This is a genomic window from Kinneretia sp. DJ1R-11, assembly GCF_025717595.1.
Classification (GTDB): Bacteria; Pseudomonadota; Gammaproteobacteria; order Burkholderiales; family Burkholderiaceae_C; genus Paucibacter_A.
Genome location: NZ_JAJIRR010000001.1, coordinates 203,427 through 222,014, shown reverse-complemented (window position 1 = coordinate 222,014; position 18,588 = coordinate 203,427). Strand labels below are relative to the sequence as shown.

Below are 18,588 nucleotides of genomic sequence, written 5' to 3'. Positions count from 1 at the left end.
AGTGTCGGGCGCAGGTGGCGATTGATCAAGGCCTGCCGCGCGCAAACGCAACAGAGCAGCCCTGATAATGCCGCGATGAATCTGCGCTTCACCAAGATGCAGGGCGCCGGCAATGATTTCTGTGTCATTGACGCGACCCGGCAAGCCCTGACCCTCAGCCCCGCGCAATTGCAGCGCCTGGGCGACCGGCGCTTCGGTGTCGGCTGCGACCAGATCCTGGTGATCGAGTCCAGCAGCACGCCCGGCGTGGACTTCCGTTACCGCATCTTCAATGGCAGCAGCGGCGCCGAGGTCGAGCATTGCGGCAATGGTGCGCGCTGTTTTGTGCGTTATGTGAATGAGAAAGGCCTGTCGGCCAAACGCAGCATCCGCGTCGAGACGCTCAACAAGCAGCTGGAGCTGCACCTGCGCGAGGACGGTCGGGTCAGCGTCGACATGGGTGCCCCCGTCTTCGATCTGGCCCAGCTGCCCTTCGATGCCGAGGGCCTGAGCCCGCGCTTGCAGGCGGGCTTCGAACTCTGGCCGCTGGCCGAGCTCGGGGTTGAGCTGGCCGTGCTGTCCATGGGCAATCCGCATGCGGTGCTGCTGGTGCCGGACAGCGAGGCCGCGCCGGTCGAGCAGCTGGGGCCGCGCATCGAGACCCACGCGCGCTTTGCGCGCAAGGTCAATGTCGGCTTTCTGCAAGTGCTTTCCCGCTCCAGCGTGCGCCTGCGTGTGTTCGAGCGTGATGCCGGCGAAACGCTGGCCTGCGGCACCGGCGCCTGCGCGGCCGTGGTGGCGGGCATACGCCTGGGCTTGCTCGATGAGGCCGTCGAGGTGCAGACCCACGGCGGTCTGCTGAAGATTGAATGGGCCGGAGGCAGCGCCGCAGGTGCGGCCGCCGGTTTGGACGCGCCGGTGTTCCTGACCGGGCCGGCGCAAACCGTGTTTGAAGGAGAGATCTCGCTGTGAGCCAAGCCCCCACCATCACCGAGCAGGACATTGCTGAGTTCCTGGCGCGCACGCCCGGCTTTTTCGAGCGCCACGCCGAGTTGCTGGCCACGGTGCAGCTGAGCCACCCGCATGGTGCCCGCGCGGTTTCTCTCCAAGAGCGCCAGGCCGAGATGCTGCGCGAGAAGATCAAGGGCCTGGAGTTCAAGATCATGGAGATGATCCGCAACGGCCAGGACAATGTGGCCATTGCCGACCGCCTGCATCGCTGGACCCAAGCCTTGATGCTGACCACCGCGGTCGCCGAGCTGCCGGCGGTGCTGCTCAAGGAGCTGCGCCACCAGTTCATGATTCCTCAGGCCGGTCTGCGCCTGTGGGGCGTGGCCGGGGCCTTGGCCGAGCATGAGTGCGCGCGTGCGGTCAGTGGCGATGTGAAGAGTTTCGCCGCCAGCCTGAGTCAGCCCTATTGCGGTGTGAACTCGGGCTTCGAGGCGGCCGGCTGGCTGCGCGCCGCCGACGGCAGCGAGGGCGGCGCCACCTCCTTGGCCCTGATTCCCCTGACCCACGGCACGCCGGCGCGCAGCTTCGGCCTGCTGGTCCTGGGCTCGCCCGACCCGACGCGTTACACGGCCGAGATGGGCACCGAGTTCCTGGCCCGTGTCGGCGACATTGCCAGCGCCGCTCTGGCGCGCTGCCTGCCCGCCCCAGCCGCCAGCGATGAGCAAGCCGCGGCAGCCGCTGACTGAGGCGGTGGATGAGGTGGAGGCGGCGCCCGCCCTGGCGCCGCTGCTGCAGACCTATCTCGACCATGTGCGCGTACAGCGCCGCCTGGCAGCGCGCACCCTGGAGATCTACGGTGCCGCCTTGCTGCGTCTGCAGCTTCTGGCCGCTGAGTCCGGTGTCGAACTCCTGCAGCTGAGCAGCCCGCAGGCGCGGCGCTGGGCGGCGCGCCTGCACGGGGGCAGCGAGGGCCAGAGCGGCCTGGGGCCGCGCAGCATTGCCTTGCAGCTCTCGGTCTGGCGCGGCCTGTACCGCTGGCTCGGGCGGGAAGGGCGCATCGCCCTCAACCCCTTCGAGGGCTTGCGGGCGCCCAAGGCGGCCAAGCCCCTGCCCAAGGCTTTGGCGGTGGACGACGCAGTGCGCCTGGCCTCCTTTGAAGATGCCGGCGCCGGCCAGGACCCGCGCCTGGAAGCGCGTGACCGCTGCATCGTCGAGCTGCTCTATGGCTGTGGCCTGCGCGTCAGCGAGCTGGAGGGACTGGACGCCCAGGCGGGCCCGAGCGCGCGCGGTTGGGTCGATCTGGCCGCGGGCGAAGCCCATGTGCTGGGCAAGGGCGCCAAGCGCCGCTCTGTGCCGGTCGGTCGCGCGGCCTTGCTGGCCCTGCAGGCCTGGCTGCTGCTGCGGCCGCAGCTGGCGCGGGGTGACGAGGCGGCCCTGTTCGTCGGCCCGCGTGGCGCCCGCCTGGCGGCGACGCAGATCCGCGCTCGGCTCAAGATCCGCGCGCTGGCCGCTGGCATGCCCACGCATGTGCACCCGCATATGCTGCGCCACTCCTTTGCCAGCCATTTGCTGCAGTCCAGCGGTGACCTGCGTGCGGTGCAGGAGCTGCTGGGTCACGCCCATATCACGACCACCCAGGTCTACACGCAGCTGGACTTTCAGCACCTGGCCCAGGTCTACGACCGCGCCCACCCGCGCGCCAAGAAACAAGCGTCCGAAGATCAATAGCCTCCTCGCCATGTTCAAACCCACGTCGACTTCCCTGGCCGCTGCCGGCTTTTTCTTGGCCCTGAACGCTGCCGCCCAGACGCCCGCCGGTGGCGCTGCCACGCCCATGGCGCGCATCGCCGAATCCCGCCCGGCCGCGATCGAAAGCAACTGGACGCCCTTGCGCCTGCCCACCGGCGAGCGCATCGCCTTGCTCGGTGGCAGCTACCTGATGGCCATCAACGAAGAGTGGGGTTTCGGCCCCAGCGTCTACGGCGCAGCCAAGGGCAACTACGGCGGTCTGTTCACGGTGGGTCTGACGGCGCAGCGACGCTGGCGCCTGGGCCAGAACACCCATCTGGCGGCCGGCCTCTATGCCGGCGCCGGCGGAGGCCTCAGCTCCAGCCAAGTGCGTTTCGGTGGCGGCCTGATGCTCCGGCCCGAACTGTCCATCCGCACCGAGATGGGTCCCTGGTATGCCGGCGTGTCACTCAACCATGTGCGCTTCCCCAGTGGCAATGTGCACGGCAATAGCGTCGGCTTTGTGCTCGGCCGCTCCGGCAGCTTTGCCGGCTTCTCGCCTCTGGACGCAGGTCGCCCGGGCCTGGCTTCGCAGCGTACCGGCCTCGGCTTTGACGAGATCGCTGTGCAGGCCGGCTTCTACAAGCCGCGCAGCAGCACCCGCAACCGCAGCGGCGTCGCCAGCACCGCGCGCATGGGCAAGGCTGGGGCCGACCTGCGCCATTACATCGCCGAGGGCAGCTGGTGGGGTGTGGAAGCTTCGGGCGCGGCCCAGGGTGGCGCCGATGGCTTTATGGAAGTGCTGGCCAATGCCGGCCAGGACTGGGCGCTCGGCCACCCCTCCTTGCGCGTCGGCGGCCAGCTGGCCCTGGGCTTGGGTGGTGGCGGCAATGTCGACACCGGCAGCGGCTGGCTCTTGCGTGCCGGGCCGACCCTGCGCTGGCAAACGCCCTGGGGCCCCAGTCTGCGCTTGGACGCCGGGCTGGCGCGCGCCACGGCCGGAAATTTCAAGGCCAGTTTTGTGCGTCTGGGACTGAGCATGCCGCTGGACCGGGGACCGCGCTTCGGCGCCTTCGGCCTCGATGACGTGCCCGGCACGGTCCGCACTCAACAGTTGTTCACCAGCATCCAGCACCTGCCCAAGGTCCGCTTCAAGGATGGCCGGAAGGAAGCCGTCACCCATCTCGGACTGATGATGACGCGCGAGCTCTCGCGCTCGGTCTACGGCACGGCCCAGGCCGGCAGCGCCGCATGGGGCTCGGCCGGGGCTTATTCCTATGGCCTGGTTGGTCTCGGTCTGCAAACGCAGCCTCTTGCCAGTCAGCCGCGCTGGCGGGTTGGCGCCGAACTGCTGGCCGGCGCGGCCGGCGGCGGTGGTGTGGCCGTGCGCAGCGGCGCGGTGCTGCAAGGCGAGGCCTGGACCCAGCTCAACCTCGGTGAAGAAGAACGCCTGCGCCTGCGTCTGGGCCTGGGCGAGTGGCGCACGCTGCGCGGCGCTCAGCAGTCCAGCCCGGTGCTCAATGTCTCGGTCGGCTATGCCTTCGGTAGCTTGGTGCGCTGACACCTGAATCCACAAGAAAGCAGATCATTCGATGAAGAAAATCGTCATCCGCGCCGGCAAGGAGCGCTCGCTGGAGCGCCGCCACCCCTGGGTGTTTGAAAGCTCGGTCGCGCGCGGCAATGCAGATGCCGGTGAGACCGTGCGGGTCGAGTCGGCCGAAGGCGCCTTTCTGTGTTGGGCCGCCTTCAGCCCGCAGTCGCAGATCCGCCTGCGCGCCTGGAGTTTCGAGGAAGGCCAGCGCATCGACGCGGCCTTCTTCCGCCAGCGCATTGACCGCGCGCTGGCGGTGCGCGCCCGCTTGCCGATTGCCTCGGACGCGCTGCGCCTGATCCACGGCGAGGCAGATGGTCTGCCTGGCCTGATTGTTGACCGCTATGCCGACACCCTGGTGGCCCAGTTCCTGTCCAGCGGTGCCGAACGCTGGAAGCCGGTCATTGCCGACCACCTCTTGGCGGCCACGGGCCTGAGCCGGCTCTACGAGCGCTCGGATGCGCAGGTGCGGGAACTCGAGGGCTTGCCCCAGACGACGGGTTGGCTCCGTGGCGAAGGCGCCACAGAAGTGACGATCAGCGAACACCAGTGGCACCTGACTCTGGATGTGGCCGAGGGTCACAAGACCGGTTACTACCTCGATCAGCGCGACAACCGCAAGAAATTCGCCGACACGGTGCGCCAGTACGGCTGCCAGTCGGTGTTGAACTGCTTCAGTTACACGGGCGGCTTCTCGGTGGCCGCTCTGGCGGGGGGCGCCGAGGAGGTGGTCAGCGTCGATTCCTCGGCGCCAGCTCTGGCCCGCGCCACGGCCCATGTGGCGCTGAACGGCTTTGCGCCTGCTTTGCACCGTGCGCTGGACGCTGATGTCAACGCCACCTTGCGCAACTTCCTGAAAGAAGGCCGGCAGTTTGATGCGATCGTGCTGGACCCGCCCAAGTTTGCGCCCACGGCCGCGCACGCCGAGCGCGCAGCCCGCGCTTACAAGGACATCAACCGCCTGGGCCTGCGCCTGCTCAAGCCGGGCGGCGTGCTGTTCACTTTTTCCTGCTCGGGAGGCATCAGCCCCGATCTGTTTCACAAGATCGTGGCCGGTGCGGGTCTGGATGCCCAAGCCGATGGCTTCATCCTAGACCGTGTCGGTGCGACGCCCGACCATCCTCAGACCATCTGCTTCCCTGAGGGGGAGTACCTCAAGGGCTTGTTGATCCTGAAAAGTTGAGCGCGGTGCTGGCGTGTCTTTGGCCTCGATTTGTGCGGCCCGCATTCTGATGTTTCTCGCCCTGGTGGATTCCCTTAGTGGAAATTCCTTCCCCGGGTGAAGGGGGTCAAGCCCCTCACTCTCGTGCCATATTCACGCCCTGGGTGTGTTTGAAACAAACCCGTAACAATCCGCCCCCCGCGGCCAGAGGCCGACGAACACACAGTGGGGTGGATAGATCGCAAAAGCACAGCATCGAGAGGGACTCAGCGTGGCAAAGAGCAAAGCAACACTTCACTGGATCGCAGCGGCCGCCTTGTTGGCCATGGCCGGCGGCGCACAGGCACTGGGCAACCAGCAAACCCCGGACCTGAGCCTGCCCAGCAGCAGCGCCGGCCTTGGCCACCTGGATCCGCTGACCGGCAACACCAGCTCGCCCTCGAACTGGCGGTTTGCGCCGGGCCAAAGCATTGCCGGCGTGGCCGGCCTGCTGGATGGTGTGGCACGCCTGAGCTTCACCACCAGCGGCGGTGGCAGCTATGCCTGCTCCGGCTCGCTGCTGGCTGGCGGCCAGTATGTGCTGACCGCTGCGCATTGCGCCGATGACTTCACCTCGATGAAGGTGCAGTTCGGCTGGTTCAACGGCACGGCCACCGTGACCCGCAACGTCGCCGTGGGCGATGCCACCCTGCATCCGGCCTGGCAAGGTTTCAGCAATTCGGCCGACAACGGCTCGGACATCGCCATCCTGAAGCTGGACACGGCCGTGACCACCATCCAGGGCTACAAGCTGAGCACCACCAACGATGTCGGCAAGACCCACATCATGGCCGGCTACGGTACGACCCAGAACGCCAATGTCAACTCCGGCACCAACTGGAACGACGGCGCCTATGGTCACTACGCGTTCAACACTTTCGACGTCGACAGCAAGACTTTCAACAAGGCCGTGGGCGACACCCTGGGTGCAGGCTGGGGCTATGACCCCGACAATTACCGCTACGGTGTGACCTATATGGTCGACTTCGACCGCGGTACCGATGCCAACAACACGCTGCAGCGCATTGCCAACGCGACCGGCAACCAGTTCAGTAGTGATTTGGGCCAGGGCGGTGTGGAAGGACTGATCGCCGGCGGTGATTCGGGCGGCGGCGACTTCGTTTGGAACGGCTCGGAATGGGTGCTGTCCGGCGTGCATTCCTGGGGCTGGCAAGGCAACGCGGCCAATGGCCAAGGCGCATGCGACTTCCTGGGCCTGAGCGGTTGCGACAACGCCATGAACAACAGCTCCAGCTACGGCGATCTGTCAGGCTCCACGGCTGTGTTCTCTCATGGCCAGTGGATCTCCACAGTCACTGCCGTACCCGAGCCGCAAACCTATGCACTGATGGCCTTGGGTCTGTTGGCCGTTAGCGCCGCTGCTCGCCGCCGCAAGGCCTGAGCCGAAGCGAGCTCCTCGCCAGAGAGAGAAGCGACCTTCGGGTCGCTTTTTTTATGGGCGCTGCGTTGGCGTGGCGCGAGCAATCGGGGTTTGTCCCGACCCGTGATCCCGGGGGGCATGGCGCCATGGGCTCATGGCATATTCACGACGCGGTCACAAGGGCTCGCGCACCCGAATCGGAGGCGGGCTGCGGGCCCGGGCGGCGCTCGGCTCTGGCCCGAGCGATGCCAGTCCGCGTACGACCACAAAGACACAGTTATCGAGGAGCTTTTCCCATGATCCACACTTCCATTCGCCTGCAACGCAGCCTGATCGCCGCCGCGGCGGCCTTGGCTGCCAGCACAGCAGCGATGGCGCAGACCAGTGCCAGCGATTACTTCACTGACAAGCAGGCCTTGGTGGTCTCTACCGGCAACCCGGCTTCCTGGGTCTTGCAGCCCGGCGCCGACAATGGCGCGCTCGACGGCGTGGCCCGCCTGCTGTATTCCAATTCCCAAGGCAGCTGGATCTGCTCGGGCTCGCTGCTGGCCGGCGGCCAGTACGTGCTGACGGCCGCCCACTGCGCCGACAATTTCACCGCCATGACCATCGACTTCAAGCAAGGTGCGGTGCAGCGCAATGCCGCTCAGGCTTGGGTGCACAGTGGCTGGCAGGGTGAGCAGGCCTCGCTGGGCACGGGTTCGGACATCGCCATCATCAAGCTCGACCAGGCCGTCACCAACATCAACGGTTTCGCCCTGAGCACCGGCAACGATCTGAAGAAGGACTTCTTGCTGGCCGGCTACGGCCTGACCGGCACCGGCGCCACCGGCAACAGCGGCGGCTTTGATTGGGGCAAGGCGCACTACGGCTACAACACCATCGACGTGGCCGACCAGGGTGCTTATGGTGTTGAGTACATCAGCGACTTCGACAACGGCAGCTCGGCCAAGAATGCCATCGCACGCCTGGGCACGGCCTGGGGCACGGGCTGGACCAGCGGTACTGGCTTGGGGGCTGGTCTGGAAGCCCAGATCGCCGGCGGTGACTCCGGCGGTGGCGACTTCATCTGGGACGCCGACAACAACCGCTGGCTGCTGGCCGGTGTGCACTCCTGGGGCTGGGGTGGCTGCAATGCCGCCCTCGGCGTGACGGATTGCGACGCCGTGACCGGCACCAACTCCAGCTTCGGTGACCTGGCCGCCTCGACCGCCGTGTTCGCCCATGCCAACTGGATCAGCACCATCACCGCCGCCGTGCCTGAGCCGCAAACTTATGCCCTGATGGCCTTGGGTCTGCTGGCCATCGGTGCCAGCGTGCGTCGCCGCAAGGCCTGAACCCGCTGACAGACTGAGGCGCGCAGGCGCTGCAGTTGGAAAAGGCGACCCTCGGGTCGCCTTTTTTGTTGGGGTCTGGTGTTCGCGCTCAGGCCTTGGGCAAGGCGATGCGCGGTTCGAATTTGCCGCGCCGCACGCTGAAGAAGGCTTTGACATTGCGCACATTGGCGTCCTGGGTGAACAGGCGCAGGACCAGGGCCTGGTAGGCCGGCATATCGGGCACTTGCAGGATCAGCACGAAATCCGGCCCTGGCGTGACCTGATAGCACTGCTGCACTGCCGCCTCGCCCAGCACCCGGGCCTCGAAGGCCTGCAGGTGTTCGGCACCTTGGCGGTCCAAGGTGATTTCGACGATGGCGCTCAGGCCGGCGCCCAGCTTCTCGGGCGAAAGCAGGGCGACACGGCGCTCGATGATGCCGCTGTTCACCAGGCGCTTGACCCGACGCAGGCAGGTCGCCGGCGACACATGGGCTTGTTGCGCCAGATCTTGGTTGGACCCGGAGGCGTCCTGCTGCAGCAGTTCCAGGATGCGCAGGTCCGTGGCATCCAAGCCCAGGCTTTGATTTGAATCGTTCATTTCTAGCCTTCTCGTGAAATATGCCATCACGCAAATCATGGCTTGGTTGATTATTTCAAAAACCAACACAAATCGAAAGCAATGATTTCATGGCTGTGCCTACGATGCGCTCCAGCCTTGATCGAGCAAGCAAGGCGCCTCATATCTTCTGGAGCCAAGCCATGTGTGGAATCGTCGGAGCCGTCAGCCAGCGCAACATCGTCCCCATCCTGATCGAGGGCCTCAAGCGACTCGAGTACCGCGGCTATGACTCCTGCGGCGTCGCTGTGCATCAGGACGGCGGCCTCAAGCGCGCCCGCAGCACCTCGCGCGTGGCCGAGTTGACTGGCCTTGCCGCCGAAGACGGCATCGCCTCCGGAACCGGCATCGCCCACACCCGCTGGGCCACCCACGGCGCCCCGGCTGTGCACAACGCCCACCCGCATTTCTCGCATGGCCCGAGCGCCGGCGTCGACAGCGTCGGCCGCATTGCGCTGGTGCACAACGGCATCATCGAGAACCACGACGAACTGCGCGCCGAACTCAAGGGCCGCGGCTATGTCTTCACCAGCCAGACCGACACCGAAGTCATCGCCCACCTGATCGATCACCTCTACCAGGGTGACCTGCTGGAAGCCGTGCAACAGGCCCTGCCGCGCCTCAAGGGTGCTTATGCTGTGGCCGTGTTCTGCCGCGACGAGCCCCAGCGCGTGGTGGCCGCCCGCGAGGGCTCGCCCCTGGTGCTGGGTGTGGGCATGGAGGCCGCCGATGGCGAGCACTTCGTCGCTTCCGACGCCATGGCCCTGGCCGGCGTGACCGACCAGATCGTCTACCTGGAAGAAGGTGATGTGGTCGACCTGCAACCGGGGCGCTTCTGGATCAGCCAGCGCAACGCTGAAACCGGCCGTTATGAAGCGCAGCACCGCGAAGTCCGCACCGTCCACGCCCACAGCGGCGCGGCCGAACTGGGCCCGTATCGCCACTACATGCAGAAGGAAATCTTCGAACAGCCCACGGCGATCGCCAACACGCTCGAGTCCATCACCAGCATCAGCCCTGAGCTCTTCGGTGACGGCGCCTACGGCATCTTCAAGGATGTCGATTCGGTGCTGATTCTGGCCTGCGGCACCAGCTACTACTCGGGCTCCACCGCCAAGTACTGGCTGGAGTCCATCGCCAAGATCCCGACCAGCGTCGAGATCGCCAGCGAGTACCGCTACCGCGACAGCGTGCCCAACCCGCGCACTCTGGTCGTCACCATCAGCCAGAGCGGTGAAACCGCTGACACCCTGGCCGCGCTCAAGCATGCTCGTGCCCAGGGCATGAAGCACACGCTGACCATCTGCAATGTCTCCACCAGCGCCATGGTGCGCGAATGCGAGCTGGCCTACATCACCCGCGCCGGCGCCGAGATCGGCGTGGCCTCGACCAAGGCCTTCACCACCCAGCTGGTTGGCCTCTTTCTGCTGACCCTGGCCCTTGCCCAGACCCGCGGCCACCTCAGCGAAGAGCAAGAAGCCGAGCATGTGAAGGCCCTGCGCCATCTGCCCGTTGCCGTGCAAGCCGTGCTGGCGCTGGAGCCCCAGGTGATCGCCTGGAGCGAAGAGTTTGCCCGCAAGGAAAACGCACTCTTCCTCGGCCGCGGCCTGCACTACCCGATCGCCCTTGAGGGCGCTCTGAAGCTCAAGGAAATCAGCTACATCCACGCCGAGGCCTACCCGGCCGGTGAACTCAAGCATGGCCCCCTGGCCCTGGTCACCGCCGAGATGCCCGTGGTCACTGTGGCGCCCAACGACACGCTGCTGGAAAAGCTCAAGAGCAATATGCAAGAAGTGCGCGCGCGTGGCGGCCAGCTCTATGTGTTTGCCGACGGCGATACGCAGATTGAAAGCGAAGCCGGCCTGCATGTGATCCGCATGCCCGAGCACTACGGCGCCCTGAGCCCCATCCTGCACGTGATCCCGCTGCAGCTGCTGGCGTATCACACGGCTTGCGCGCGAGGGACGGATGTGGACAAGCCACGTAACCTGGCGAAATCAGTCACTGTGGAATAAGTGTTATGCATCGATTGACTGGAAGGGGTAAAGTCAGTCGGAATTGAGAGAAGAAGGGGCCGGAAGGCCTCTTCTGCTTTTGGACTGGAGCTCTACAGAGCGTCGGTGGCTGCTCTGTGGCTGTTCCGCGCAAACAAAGTCGAAAGCAAACTTCGCAACTTGTGAGGGGCTAGACCAGCTTCACCGGCTCAGCTTTGAACTCCCGGCTGAATTGCCGTCTTGTTCCCATAGACAATCACCGATTTCACTTCACTCCTGAACAAGGCGTCCTTGAAGCCGGTTGTAGCTCAGAGCCATGTCGCGAGCTGAATCGGTTCGATGGTGCGAAGCAGGTGCAGACCGGGTTCAGCATGCACAATCGCCGCCATGCCCTGCCCGCCAATTCACCCATGCTGATTCATGATTGACGAGTTGCGCCTGCAGGCCCTGGTCCGAATGGACGTGGCGCAGCGCCTGCGCAGCAATGATCTGAGCTTGACCGTGGGCAATTTTGTGCTGGCGCTGCTGATTGCTGGCAGCTTGTACAAGGCAGCGCCACCGGCTTGGGTGAACGGCTGGCTGGGCTTGCAGTTCGTCAACGCAGGCTTTCATTTGTGGCTGGGCTTGCGCTGGTTGCGGCGCCCGCTGACGCAGGCCAATGCTCCGATTTGGCTGCGCAGCGTGACGCGCACTTCAGCCATCAACGGCTTGCTGTGGCTGCTGGCAATTCATCTCTTTTGGCCCGGCGGCAGCGATGCACAGCGCATGCTGCTATGGGCTTGGATGATAGGCATCAGTTCGGCTGCGCTGCATTCGCTGCATGCCTATTTGCCGGCCTATTTCGCCATGGTGGGGCCGGTCCTGCTTGGGCTCTTGTGGGCCGTGATGGTGCATGGCGCGGTTGACACTTGGGCCGTCTTGGCCGTACTGCTGCTTGGCGCCACGCTCTACATTCACTTTGCCGTCTCCCTGCAGCGCCTGCTGTGGGACTCGCTGCGCCAAGCCCATCAGCTCGCTCATTTGAGCGAAAGCTTGCAGCTGGAAAAGGACCTGGCCGTCAAACTGAGCCAGTCGCGCAGCCGATTTCTGGCCGCCGCCAGCCATGATTTGCGCCAACCCGTGCACGCGCTTTCACTGTTGGTGGGTGCCCTCAAGCTCAAGCCCAGCGAGGCGCAATCTGCGCAGATATTGCAGCATGTCAGCAGCGCTGTGGATGCCATGGGGGGGATGTTCAACGCCTTGCTGGACATCTCCAAGCTGGACGCCGAACAGCTGCAGCCCCAGTGGCAGGCCGTGAACTTGCGCGAGCTGCTGGTCCGCCTGGAGGCGGACCACAGCCTGCAGGCTCAGGCCAAGGGCTTGCGCTTTCTCTGCGATGTGCCGCCGGCTCCCACCCTGCTGATGGTGCGCAGTGACCCGGCCTTGCTGGAGCGGGTGCTGCGCAATCTGCTCTCCAACGCGCTGCGCTACACCCCGCAGGGTGGTGTGCTCTTGCGGGCCCGTCGGCGCCAGGGGCGCATTGAGTTGCTGGTGGCGGACAGCGGCGTGGGCATCGCCCGGGAGCGCCGCGCCGAGGTGTTTGATGAGTTCGTGCAGCTGCATGGCTCCGGACAGGGCCTTGGCCTGGGCCTGGCCATCGTTCAGCGTCTGTCTAAATTGCTGCACATGGGGCAGCGACTGCGCTCTCGGCCGGGCCGGGGCAGCTTGTTCACGCTCTTGCTGAAGCCTCAAGAAGAGGTGACGGTCGCCAAGCCCGGCCCGGCGATTCAGCCGCAGCTGCGCGGTGAGCTGGTCATCGTTCTCGATGACAACACGGAGGTTCGGCTCGCTATGTGCGCGCTGCTGAGGGCCTGGGGCCTGGATGTGGTCGGAGCTTCCAGCGTGAGTGAGCTGATGCCGCAGCTGATGGGCGTGAGCGCCGCACCGCGGGTGCTGCTGTGTGATTACCGACTGGCGGCCGGCGAAACGGGCGGCGACGCGATCGCGAAGCTTCGAGAGCTGTTCAACAGCGACATCCCGGCCCTGCTGCTGAGCGGCGACACCGGTCATGAGCGCGAGCGCGATGCGAATGGGCAGGGCCTCACGCTCCTGCAAAAGCCACTCACACAAGATCAGTTGCGTGCGGCGGTGGCTCGCGCCTTGGTGCCTGCCAACACCCTCAGTACGACAGTGCCTGGCTGACCATGCCGGCCGCGCGGGCTGCCTCCACGGCCTGCAGCCGGTGCACCACGCCCAGGGCTTTGAAGAGGGCTGAGACATGGCCTTTGACGGTCTTCTCCTCCATGCCCAGCTCGCGCGCAATCTCCTTGTTGGATTTGCCATTGCACAGCTCCTGCAGGACTTCGCGTTGGCGTGGCGTCAAACCGTCCAGGCTGGGCTCGGCCGGGCCGGTGTCAGGCGCCATGGCCATCAGCGGCGGCACATAGATCTCACCGCCCAGCACCAGCGTCAGCGCTGCCAGCAAAGTGGCCGGGCTGGCCGACTTGGGGCAGTAGCCACGGGCGCCGGCCTTGAGCACACGGCGCACATCGGCGGGGTCTTCCGAGGAAGACAGCACCAGGCTGGGCAGCAGCGGATGGTGGCGCTTGAGCTGCTCCAGCAAGGCCATGCCGGCCATGCCGGCCATGCGCAGATCCAGCAGCACGGCGTCCACATCGGGGTGGCGGGCCAGGCAGTCCATGGCGGCGATTCCGTCGTCGGCCTCCAGGATCAGCTCGGGCGCCCCCAAGCTTTGCAGCGCAGCGACGACGCCGGCACGCACCAGAGGGTGGTCATCGACGAGCAGTAGTTTCATGGCCTGCACTCTAGCAGCCGCAACTGGGCCTGGGTAAGGCCCGAGACCGGGTCTCGGGTCCAAGGTCCGATTGTGTGTGGACGTCTGCGTCCAGACACTGGTTCACCTGATTCAGCGATCCCGCACATCAGCCCCAGGCCTGCACGCAAGTGCTGCTGCAAGGGCACATGGCGCGCTGCCGCATCGATCAACTCAGGCATCAACCCAGGGAATCTCATGAACACAAACTGGCTTGCCGCGCTGCGGCGACTTGGAAGTTCGGCCTGCCTCGTGGTGGCCGCGATGGTGGTGTTGGCCGGGATGGCGGGCGAGGCGCAGGCCTTGTCCTGCCCCGGTGGCAAGGTGGAGCAGGGCGGGCTTTGCTACAACCCGCCGCGCGCCGGCTACAGCTGTACCGCTGCGGCCTGCATGGAGAACTGCCGCAACGGCTATGCGCCCAGCGTGCCGGGCTTCTGCCATTACCGTGGTTCGACCAGCTACACCGTGCCGCCCTATTTGACACGCAAGAGCAATCACCCTCACAAGTGCGGCCTGCTCTTCTATGAAGACTGCCGCGCCGACTACCGCATGGATGCCTGCGGCATCTGCAGCTACAAGGGCGCTTGGGACATCACCCGCAAGACCTATTTCCGCGAGCCCGGTATCAGTCCGGACTTCACGCAAGCCTTCAACCAGGTGGCTTCCGTGTCGCAGGCCACCTATGGCAGCTCACTGGGGGTCATGAAACAAGGCTACGAGGCCGCCGTGGCCGAGGTGCAAAAGGGCTTCGATGCGGTCACGCTGGCGCTCTTCAAGGCGGCCGCCAAACGCGTCAACGACTCGCCCACCGGCGACAAGATCAGGCAGTCCGCCGACGCCTTTGCAGCGCTGGACGCCGACACCTTGAACGCCATGCGACGCATTCTGGTCCTGGCGGCGAGCAAGGCGAACTTGAGCGCTGAAGAGCAGCAGGATATTGCCACCACCATGATCAACGTCGGCCGCAAGACCGGCCTGTTCAAGGGCACGTCCACGGCCGCCGTACCGAGCGCCGAGCTGAGTCGCAGTCAAACACAGGAACAGGTGCAGGTGCCGATGCAAGGCGGCACAGGGGGCGACAACGGCTCTTACGGCATCTATGCCGGTGCAGCCGGCGCCTACTACGCCGGCGTCAATTCCAACTTCGGCATCGTCGTCAACGCCGACAAGGACAGCGAAGGCAAGCTGCAGATCCTGATCGTCAGCACCATAGGGGGCAGCGTCGGCGCGGCCGTGCACGTCGGCGGCATGGTGGGCCTGACCGAGTCACCACGCGGCGTGGATCAGACACCGGGCCCGCAAATCGGCCTGTCCTCAGGCGTCGAGACCCCCAATGCCGGCATCGAAGGCGCCTTCGACTGGAGTCTCTACAAGGGCATGCGCGGCGCACAAAACGCCATTCCCAGCACCAGCATTGCCGTGTCCGTAGGAACGGGCGCTGACCTGGTTTCCCTTACCGCGGGCTACACCACCCAGCTGGCGAAATTCTCGGTTCCGGTGAACTGAAGCGCGCTTCATTGCCTCGCCAATCTACAGGACTCCTCATGAACAACAAGCTTGCCTCCCATGTCCGCCACACCCGCAGCGGCCCCCTCTCTGTCAAGCGCCGCGGCGCCGGTGCACTTCGGCGCTTGCCGCTCAGCATCGCGCTGGCTGTTGCTTTGAGCCTCGTTCACGTGGCGCCTGCCGCGGCGACCACCTACACCTGGACCGGCCTGGTCGACGGGCAGTGGGCCACCGGCAGAAACTGGAGCGTTCCCTGCGTCGTCAACGGCCAGTCGAGGACCTGCTTTCCGTTCGGCGAGAACGGTTCACCCACCATCGGCCCCTTTCCCGCCGGGTCCGAGCTGCTCTTCAATGACAACAACGCCAACAGGACGATCAACGGCCTGCCCAGCGGCAACTTGATCGAGGTCAACTTCACCTTTGGCAGCAATGCCGGCGCCTTCACCTTCAATCCGGGCACCTTCGGCGCGCTCGCCCTCAAAGGCAATATCAAGAACAACAGCAACAAGCAGCAGACCTTCAACTTCCGTTTCGAATCCAGGTCGGACCAGACCTGGGATGGTGGCACCGGCGGTCTGCAACTCAGGAACTTTGGCGAGCTGAACAACGCGCTGACCCTCAAGAACAGCGTCAATTTGATCTCCTACGAAAATACCAGTACCAAAGTCGGCACGACCGGCCAGGGCACGCTGAACATCGGCGCCAACAGCAAGCTGGCCGCTCCGGAGCTGCTCCTCGGCGAGCTGTACGGAGGCGACGGCACGGTGAACCTGAGCGCCTCTGACGCCCAGCTCAACTTGGGCGGCAGTCTCTACGTGGGCCGCGCCGGCAGCGGCGTCCTGAACATCACGGCAGGCCAGACCACCGCCTATCAAGCCTTTGTCGGCTTCAATTACGGCAGCCAGGGCACGGTCTTGATCGACGGTACGTCGTCCAAGCTGGCGCTCAACGCCGACCTGGACGTGGGCCGCAGCAGCACCGGCACCGTGACGGTGCAAAACGGCGGCGTGCTGAGCAGCGGCAACAGCTTCATCGGCAGAGCCCTGGGGGGCGACGGCCTGGTAAAACTCACAGGCACAGGTTCCTCATGGGTCAGCACCGGCACGATGAGCATCGGCGACGCCGGTGTGGGCAGCCTTCGGGTCGAGGCCGGCGCCAAGCTCAGCAATGTGAGCGCGACGGTGGGCAATCTGGCCGGCAGCGTCGGTACTGCAAAGGTGAGCGGCACCGGCTCGAGCTGGCAGCTCAGCGGCGATCTGCAAATCGGCAATCTGGGTGAGGCCTCGCTCTTCATCGAGCAAGGCGGCCAGCTCAGCAACCGGCACAGCTTTCTGGGCGCGATCGGCGATCCTGGCACGTCCCGAATTTTGGTCAGCGGCGCCAATTCGAGCCTGCAAAGCAGCGGCAATTTGAGCGTTCGGAGCGGCAGCCTGGACATCCGGGATGGCGGCAAGGTGTCGGCCCAGGATGTCCGTTTAGCAGAGTCCGACGCCGCCTCGGCGCTGGTGAACCTGAGCGGCGAGGGCGCCGGCCTGAGCGTCAGGGGTGATCTGGTCATCGCGGGCAATGACGGCTCCGCCATCGTCAACCTGGGCAGCGGCGCCAGCCTCAACAGCGCCGGCCGGCTGTTCATCGGCAGGAGCGGCGTGCTGAATCTGAACGGCGGCACGCTGACCACGGGCTGGGCGAGCAATGCCGGCCAGGTCAACTGGAACACCGGCACCGTCCATTTTCTCGGCGCGGTGGCCAGTGGCAGTGGCATCCTGGGTCACAGCGTGGGCCTGGGCAAGGACATGAATGTCCTGGTCGACGCCGCCTTGATCATTGAGTCCGGCGACGATCTGAGCCTGAACGGCGGCATGGTTCAAGCGGGTGGCGTGCGCGTCGAAGGCGAGCTGGCTGTGGGCAGTTTCAGTCAGCTGAGCGTCGGTGCCGAGGGCACCCGCAACAACGGCGCCCTGCAGATGACCGGCGGCAAGATCAGCAGCGTCGGCTCCTTTGTGAATGCCAATTACTTGGCCGGTCATGGCGTGATTGCGGGCACGGCGGGCTTCAGCAACACCGGCTTGCTTCAGCTATCCGGGGGTAGCTTTGAGTTGGCAAGCCTGGGCGCCAACAGCAACACCGGCAACTGGGACATGCTGGACGCCCGGGGCCTGGTTCTGAGCGGCGCCAACTTGCTCAACGCCGGCAATATGACCTTGAACGGCGGCACCATTTCCGGCCGTGCCACGCTGGTCAACGGCGCAGAGGGCACGCTGAGCGGGCGCGGTGTGATCGCGACCGCATTTCAAAATGATGGCCGCCTGCTGGTCGAAGGCGGCAATCTGCGCGTGGCCCCGTACTTCACCAACAACGGCCAAATCGTCCTCAACGCCGCGACGACTTCGCTCAGCGGCGCCGGGCTTCTGAACCTTGGCGCGGTGCAGGGCCAGGGCCAGGTCAACGCGCAGATCGACAACTACGGCAGCATTCGTGCCCAGGGCTCCGGCGCCACCTTGAGTCTGGCCCGGGTCAACAACATCCGCTCCGGCGCTCGGATCGGCATCTTGGCGGCCGACGCCGACGCCACATTGCTGCTGAAGAACGGCATGGCGTCGAATTTCGCCTCCATCCAACTCGCCGGCGGCACGCTAGACACCAACGGCTACGCCATGGTCAACGAGCTTGGCGCTAGCCTCAGTGGCTATGGCACGCTGCGCTCGGGCCCCTTGAGCAACAAGGGCGAGATATTTCTGAGCGGCGGCACCTCGGCCTTGCGGGCCGACATCGTCGCCAGCGCCGGCAGCAAGATCATTCTCTCGGGCCTCAGCAACACGACCTTCTATGGCAAGCTGGAAGTGCAAGACGGTGCCGAGCTGCGCGTCTCGGAAGGGTCGGTCGCGACCTTCGCGGCCGAGGTCAAGCAACGCAACGGTTCGGACGTCAACGGTGACGGCAAGATGTTCTTCGAGGGTGGCCTGAGCATTGGCAATTCGCCGGGCTATGGCTATATCCAGGGCTCGGTCACCTTCGCCGCCAGCAACACCTACACGGCCGAGATCGGCGGCATCCTGGCCTGCACGGCCTTGAGCTGCGCGACCGGCTCGCCGCTGGTGAACGACAGCTTTGACAAGCTGTCGGTCGGCGGCAATCTGAGGCTGGGCGGCAAGCTGGTCCTGACGTCGTGGAACGGCTTTGTCGCTCAGGCCGGCCAGAGCTTTGACCTGCTGGACTGGGGCACGACGAGTGGCGTCTTCAAGAGCATCGATGCCAGCGGCTTCATGCTGGCAGCGGGCACTCAGCTGGACTACAGCCAGCTCTACAGCAGCGGCACGATCTCGGTCACGGCCGTGCCCGAGCCCGAGAGCTACCTCATGCTGTTGGCCGGGCTTGGCCTGCTGGCCTGGCGCCGGCGCAAGACTGACTGACCGAAACCTGGCTGTCGTTCGGCCCCCATCCTCTTGAGCACCTTTGTCGAAATAGACTGATGAAAGTCCAAGGAGCCAAGGCGGCTTGAAGCTCTCGCGAATT

13 protein-coding genes are annotated in these 18,588 nt (G+C 65.4%); 11 read left to right on the top strand and 2 right to left on the bottom strand.

Annotated elements, in window-relative coordinates; translation table 11 throughout:
- Positions 1–75 precede the first annotated feature (75 nt).
- The 7 genes from dapF (at position 76) to LNV23_RS00900 (ending at position 8,168) form a co-directional block, all read left to right on the top strand.
- Positions 76–951 carry a diaminopimelate epimerase gene (gene dapF / locus LNV23_RS00930; RefSeq protein WP_263561220.1) on the top strand — a complete coding sequence of 292 codons (876 nt, stop codon included), beginning with the start codon at positions 76–78 and terminating at the stop codon, positions 949–951.
- Positions 948–1,676: a DUF484 family protein gene (locus LNV23_RS00925; protein WP_263516621.1), complete on the top strand. Its 729-nt coding sequence runs from the start codon at positions 948–950 to the stop codon at positions 1,674–1,676. The genes dapF and LNV23_RS00925 overlap by 4 nt, the downstream gene beginning before the upstream one ends.
- Entirely contained in the window at positions 1,648–2,658 is a 1,011-nt protein-coding gene (locus LNV23_RS00920) for a tyrosine recombinase XerC (RefSeq protein WP_263561219.1), read from the top strand. Before LNV23_RS00925 ends, LNV23_RS00920 begins: the two co-directional genes overlap by 29 nt.
- Before the next feature lie 10 nt (positions 2,659–2,668).
- On the top strand, positions 2,669–4,219 hold the full coding sequence (locus LNV23_RS00915; RefSeq protein WP_263561218.1) for a hypothetical protein: 1,551 nt from the start codon (positions 2,669–2,671) through the stop codon (positions 4,217–4,219).
- A gap of 31 nt (positions 4,220–4,250) precedes the next feature.
- Positions 4,251–5,432: a class I SAM-dependent rRNA methyltransferase gene (locus tag LNV23_RS00910; protein ID WP_263561217.1), complete on the top strand. Its 1,182-nt coding sequence runs from the start codon at positions 4,251–4,253 to the stop codon at positions 5,430–5,432.
- 250 nt (positions 5,433–5,682) lie between these two features.
- Entirely contained in the window at positions 5,683–6,852 is a 1,170-nt protein-coding gene (locus tag LNV23_RS00905; protein WP_263561216.1) for a trypsin-like serine protease, read from the top strand.
- A gap of 275 nt (positions 6,853–7,127) precedes the next feature.
- Positions 7,128–8,168, top strand: a complete 1,041-nt coding sequence (locus LNV23_RS00900) for a trypsin-like serine protease (RefSeq protein ID WP_318023198.1) — start codon at positions 7,128–7,130, stop codon at positions 8,166–8,168.
- 88 nt (positions 8,169–8,256) lie between these two features.
- On the opposite strand, the gene LNV23_RS00895 is transcribed toward LNV23_RS00900, so the two are convergent.
- Positions 8,257–8,745 carry an Lrp/AsnC family transcriptional regulator gene (locus LNV23_RS00895; RefSeq protein ID WP_263561215.1) on the bottom strand — a complete coding sequence of 163 codons (489 nt, stop codon included), beginning with the start codon at positions 8,743–8,745 and terminating at the stop codon, positions 8,257–8,259.
- A gap of 161 nt (positions 8,746–8,906) precedes the next feature.
- Between LNV23_RS00895 and glmS the strand changes: the two genes are divergently transcribed.
- Complete coding sequence (gene glmS / locus LNV23_RS00890; protein WP_263561214.1) at positions 8,907–10,778, top strand: glutamine--fructose-6-phosphate transaminase (isomerizing); 1,872 nt, start codon at positions 8,907–8,909, stop codon at positions 10,776–10,778.
- 399 nt (positions 10,779–11,177) lie between these two features.
- Positions 11,178–12,938: an ATP-binding response regulator gene (locus LNV23_RS00885; protein WP_263561213.1), complete on the top strand. Its 1,761-nt coding sequence runs from the start codon at positions 11,178–11,180 to the stop codon at positions 12,936–12,938.
- Here the strand turns inward: LNV23_RS00885 and LNV23_RS00880 are convergent.
- On the bottom strand, positions 12,916–13,551 hold the full coding sequence (locus tag LNV23_RS00880; RefSeq protein WP_263561212.1) for a response regulator: 636 nt from the start codon (positions 13,549–13,551) through the stop codon (positions 12,916–12,918). The genes LNV23_RS00885 and LNV23_RS00880 overlap by 23 nt on opposite strands.
- A 216-nt stretch (positions 13,552–13,767) precedes the next feature.
- Here LNV23_RS00880 and LNV23_RS00875 point away from each other — a divergent pair, with 216 nt between their 5' ends.
- A complete protein-coding gene (locus LNV23_RS00875; protein WP_263561211.1) occupies positions 13,768–15,075 on the top strand; it encodes a hypothetical protein in 1,308 nt (435 codons plus the stop codon).
- Between the two features lie 38 nt (positions 15,076–15,113).
- Positions 15,114–18,485 carry a PEP-CTERM sorting domain-containing protein gene (locus tag LNV23_RS00870; RefSeq protein WP_263561210.1) on the top strand — a complete coding sequence of 1,124 codons (3,372 nt, stop codon included), beginning with the start codon at positions 15,114–15,116 and terminating at the stop codon, positions 18,483–18,485.
- Positions 18,486–18,588: the final 103 nt, after the last annotated feature.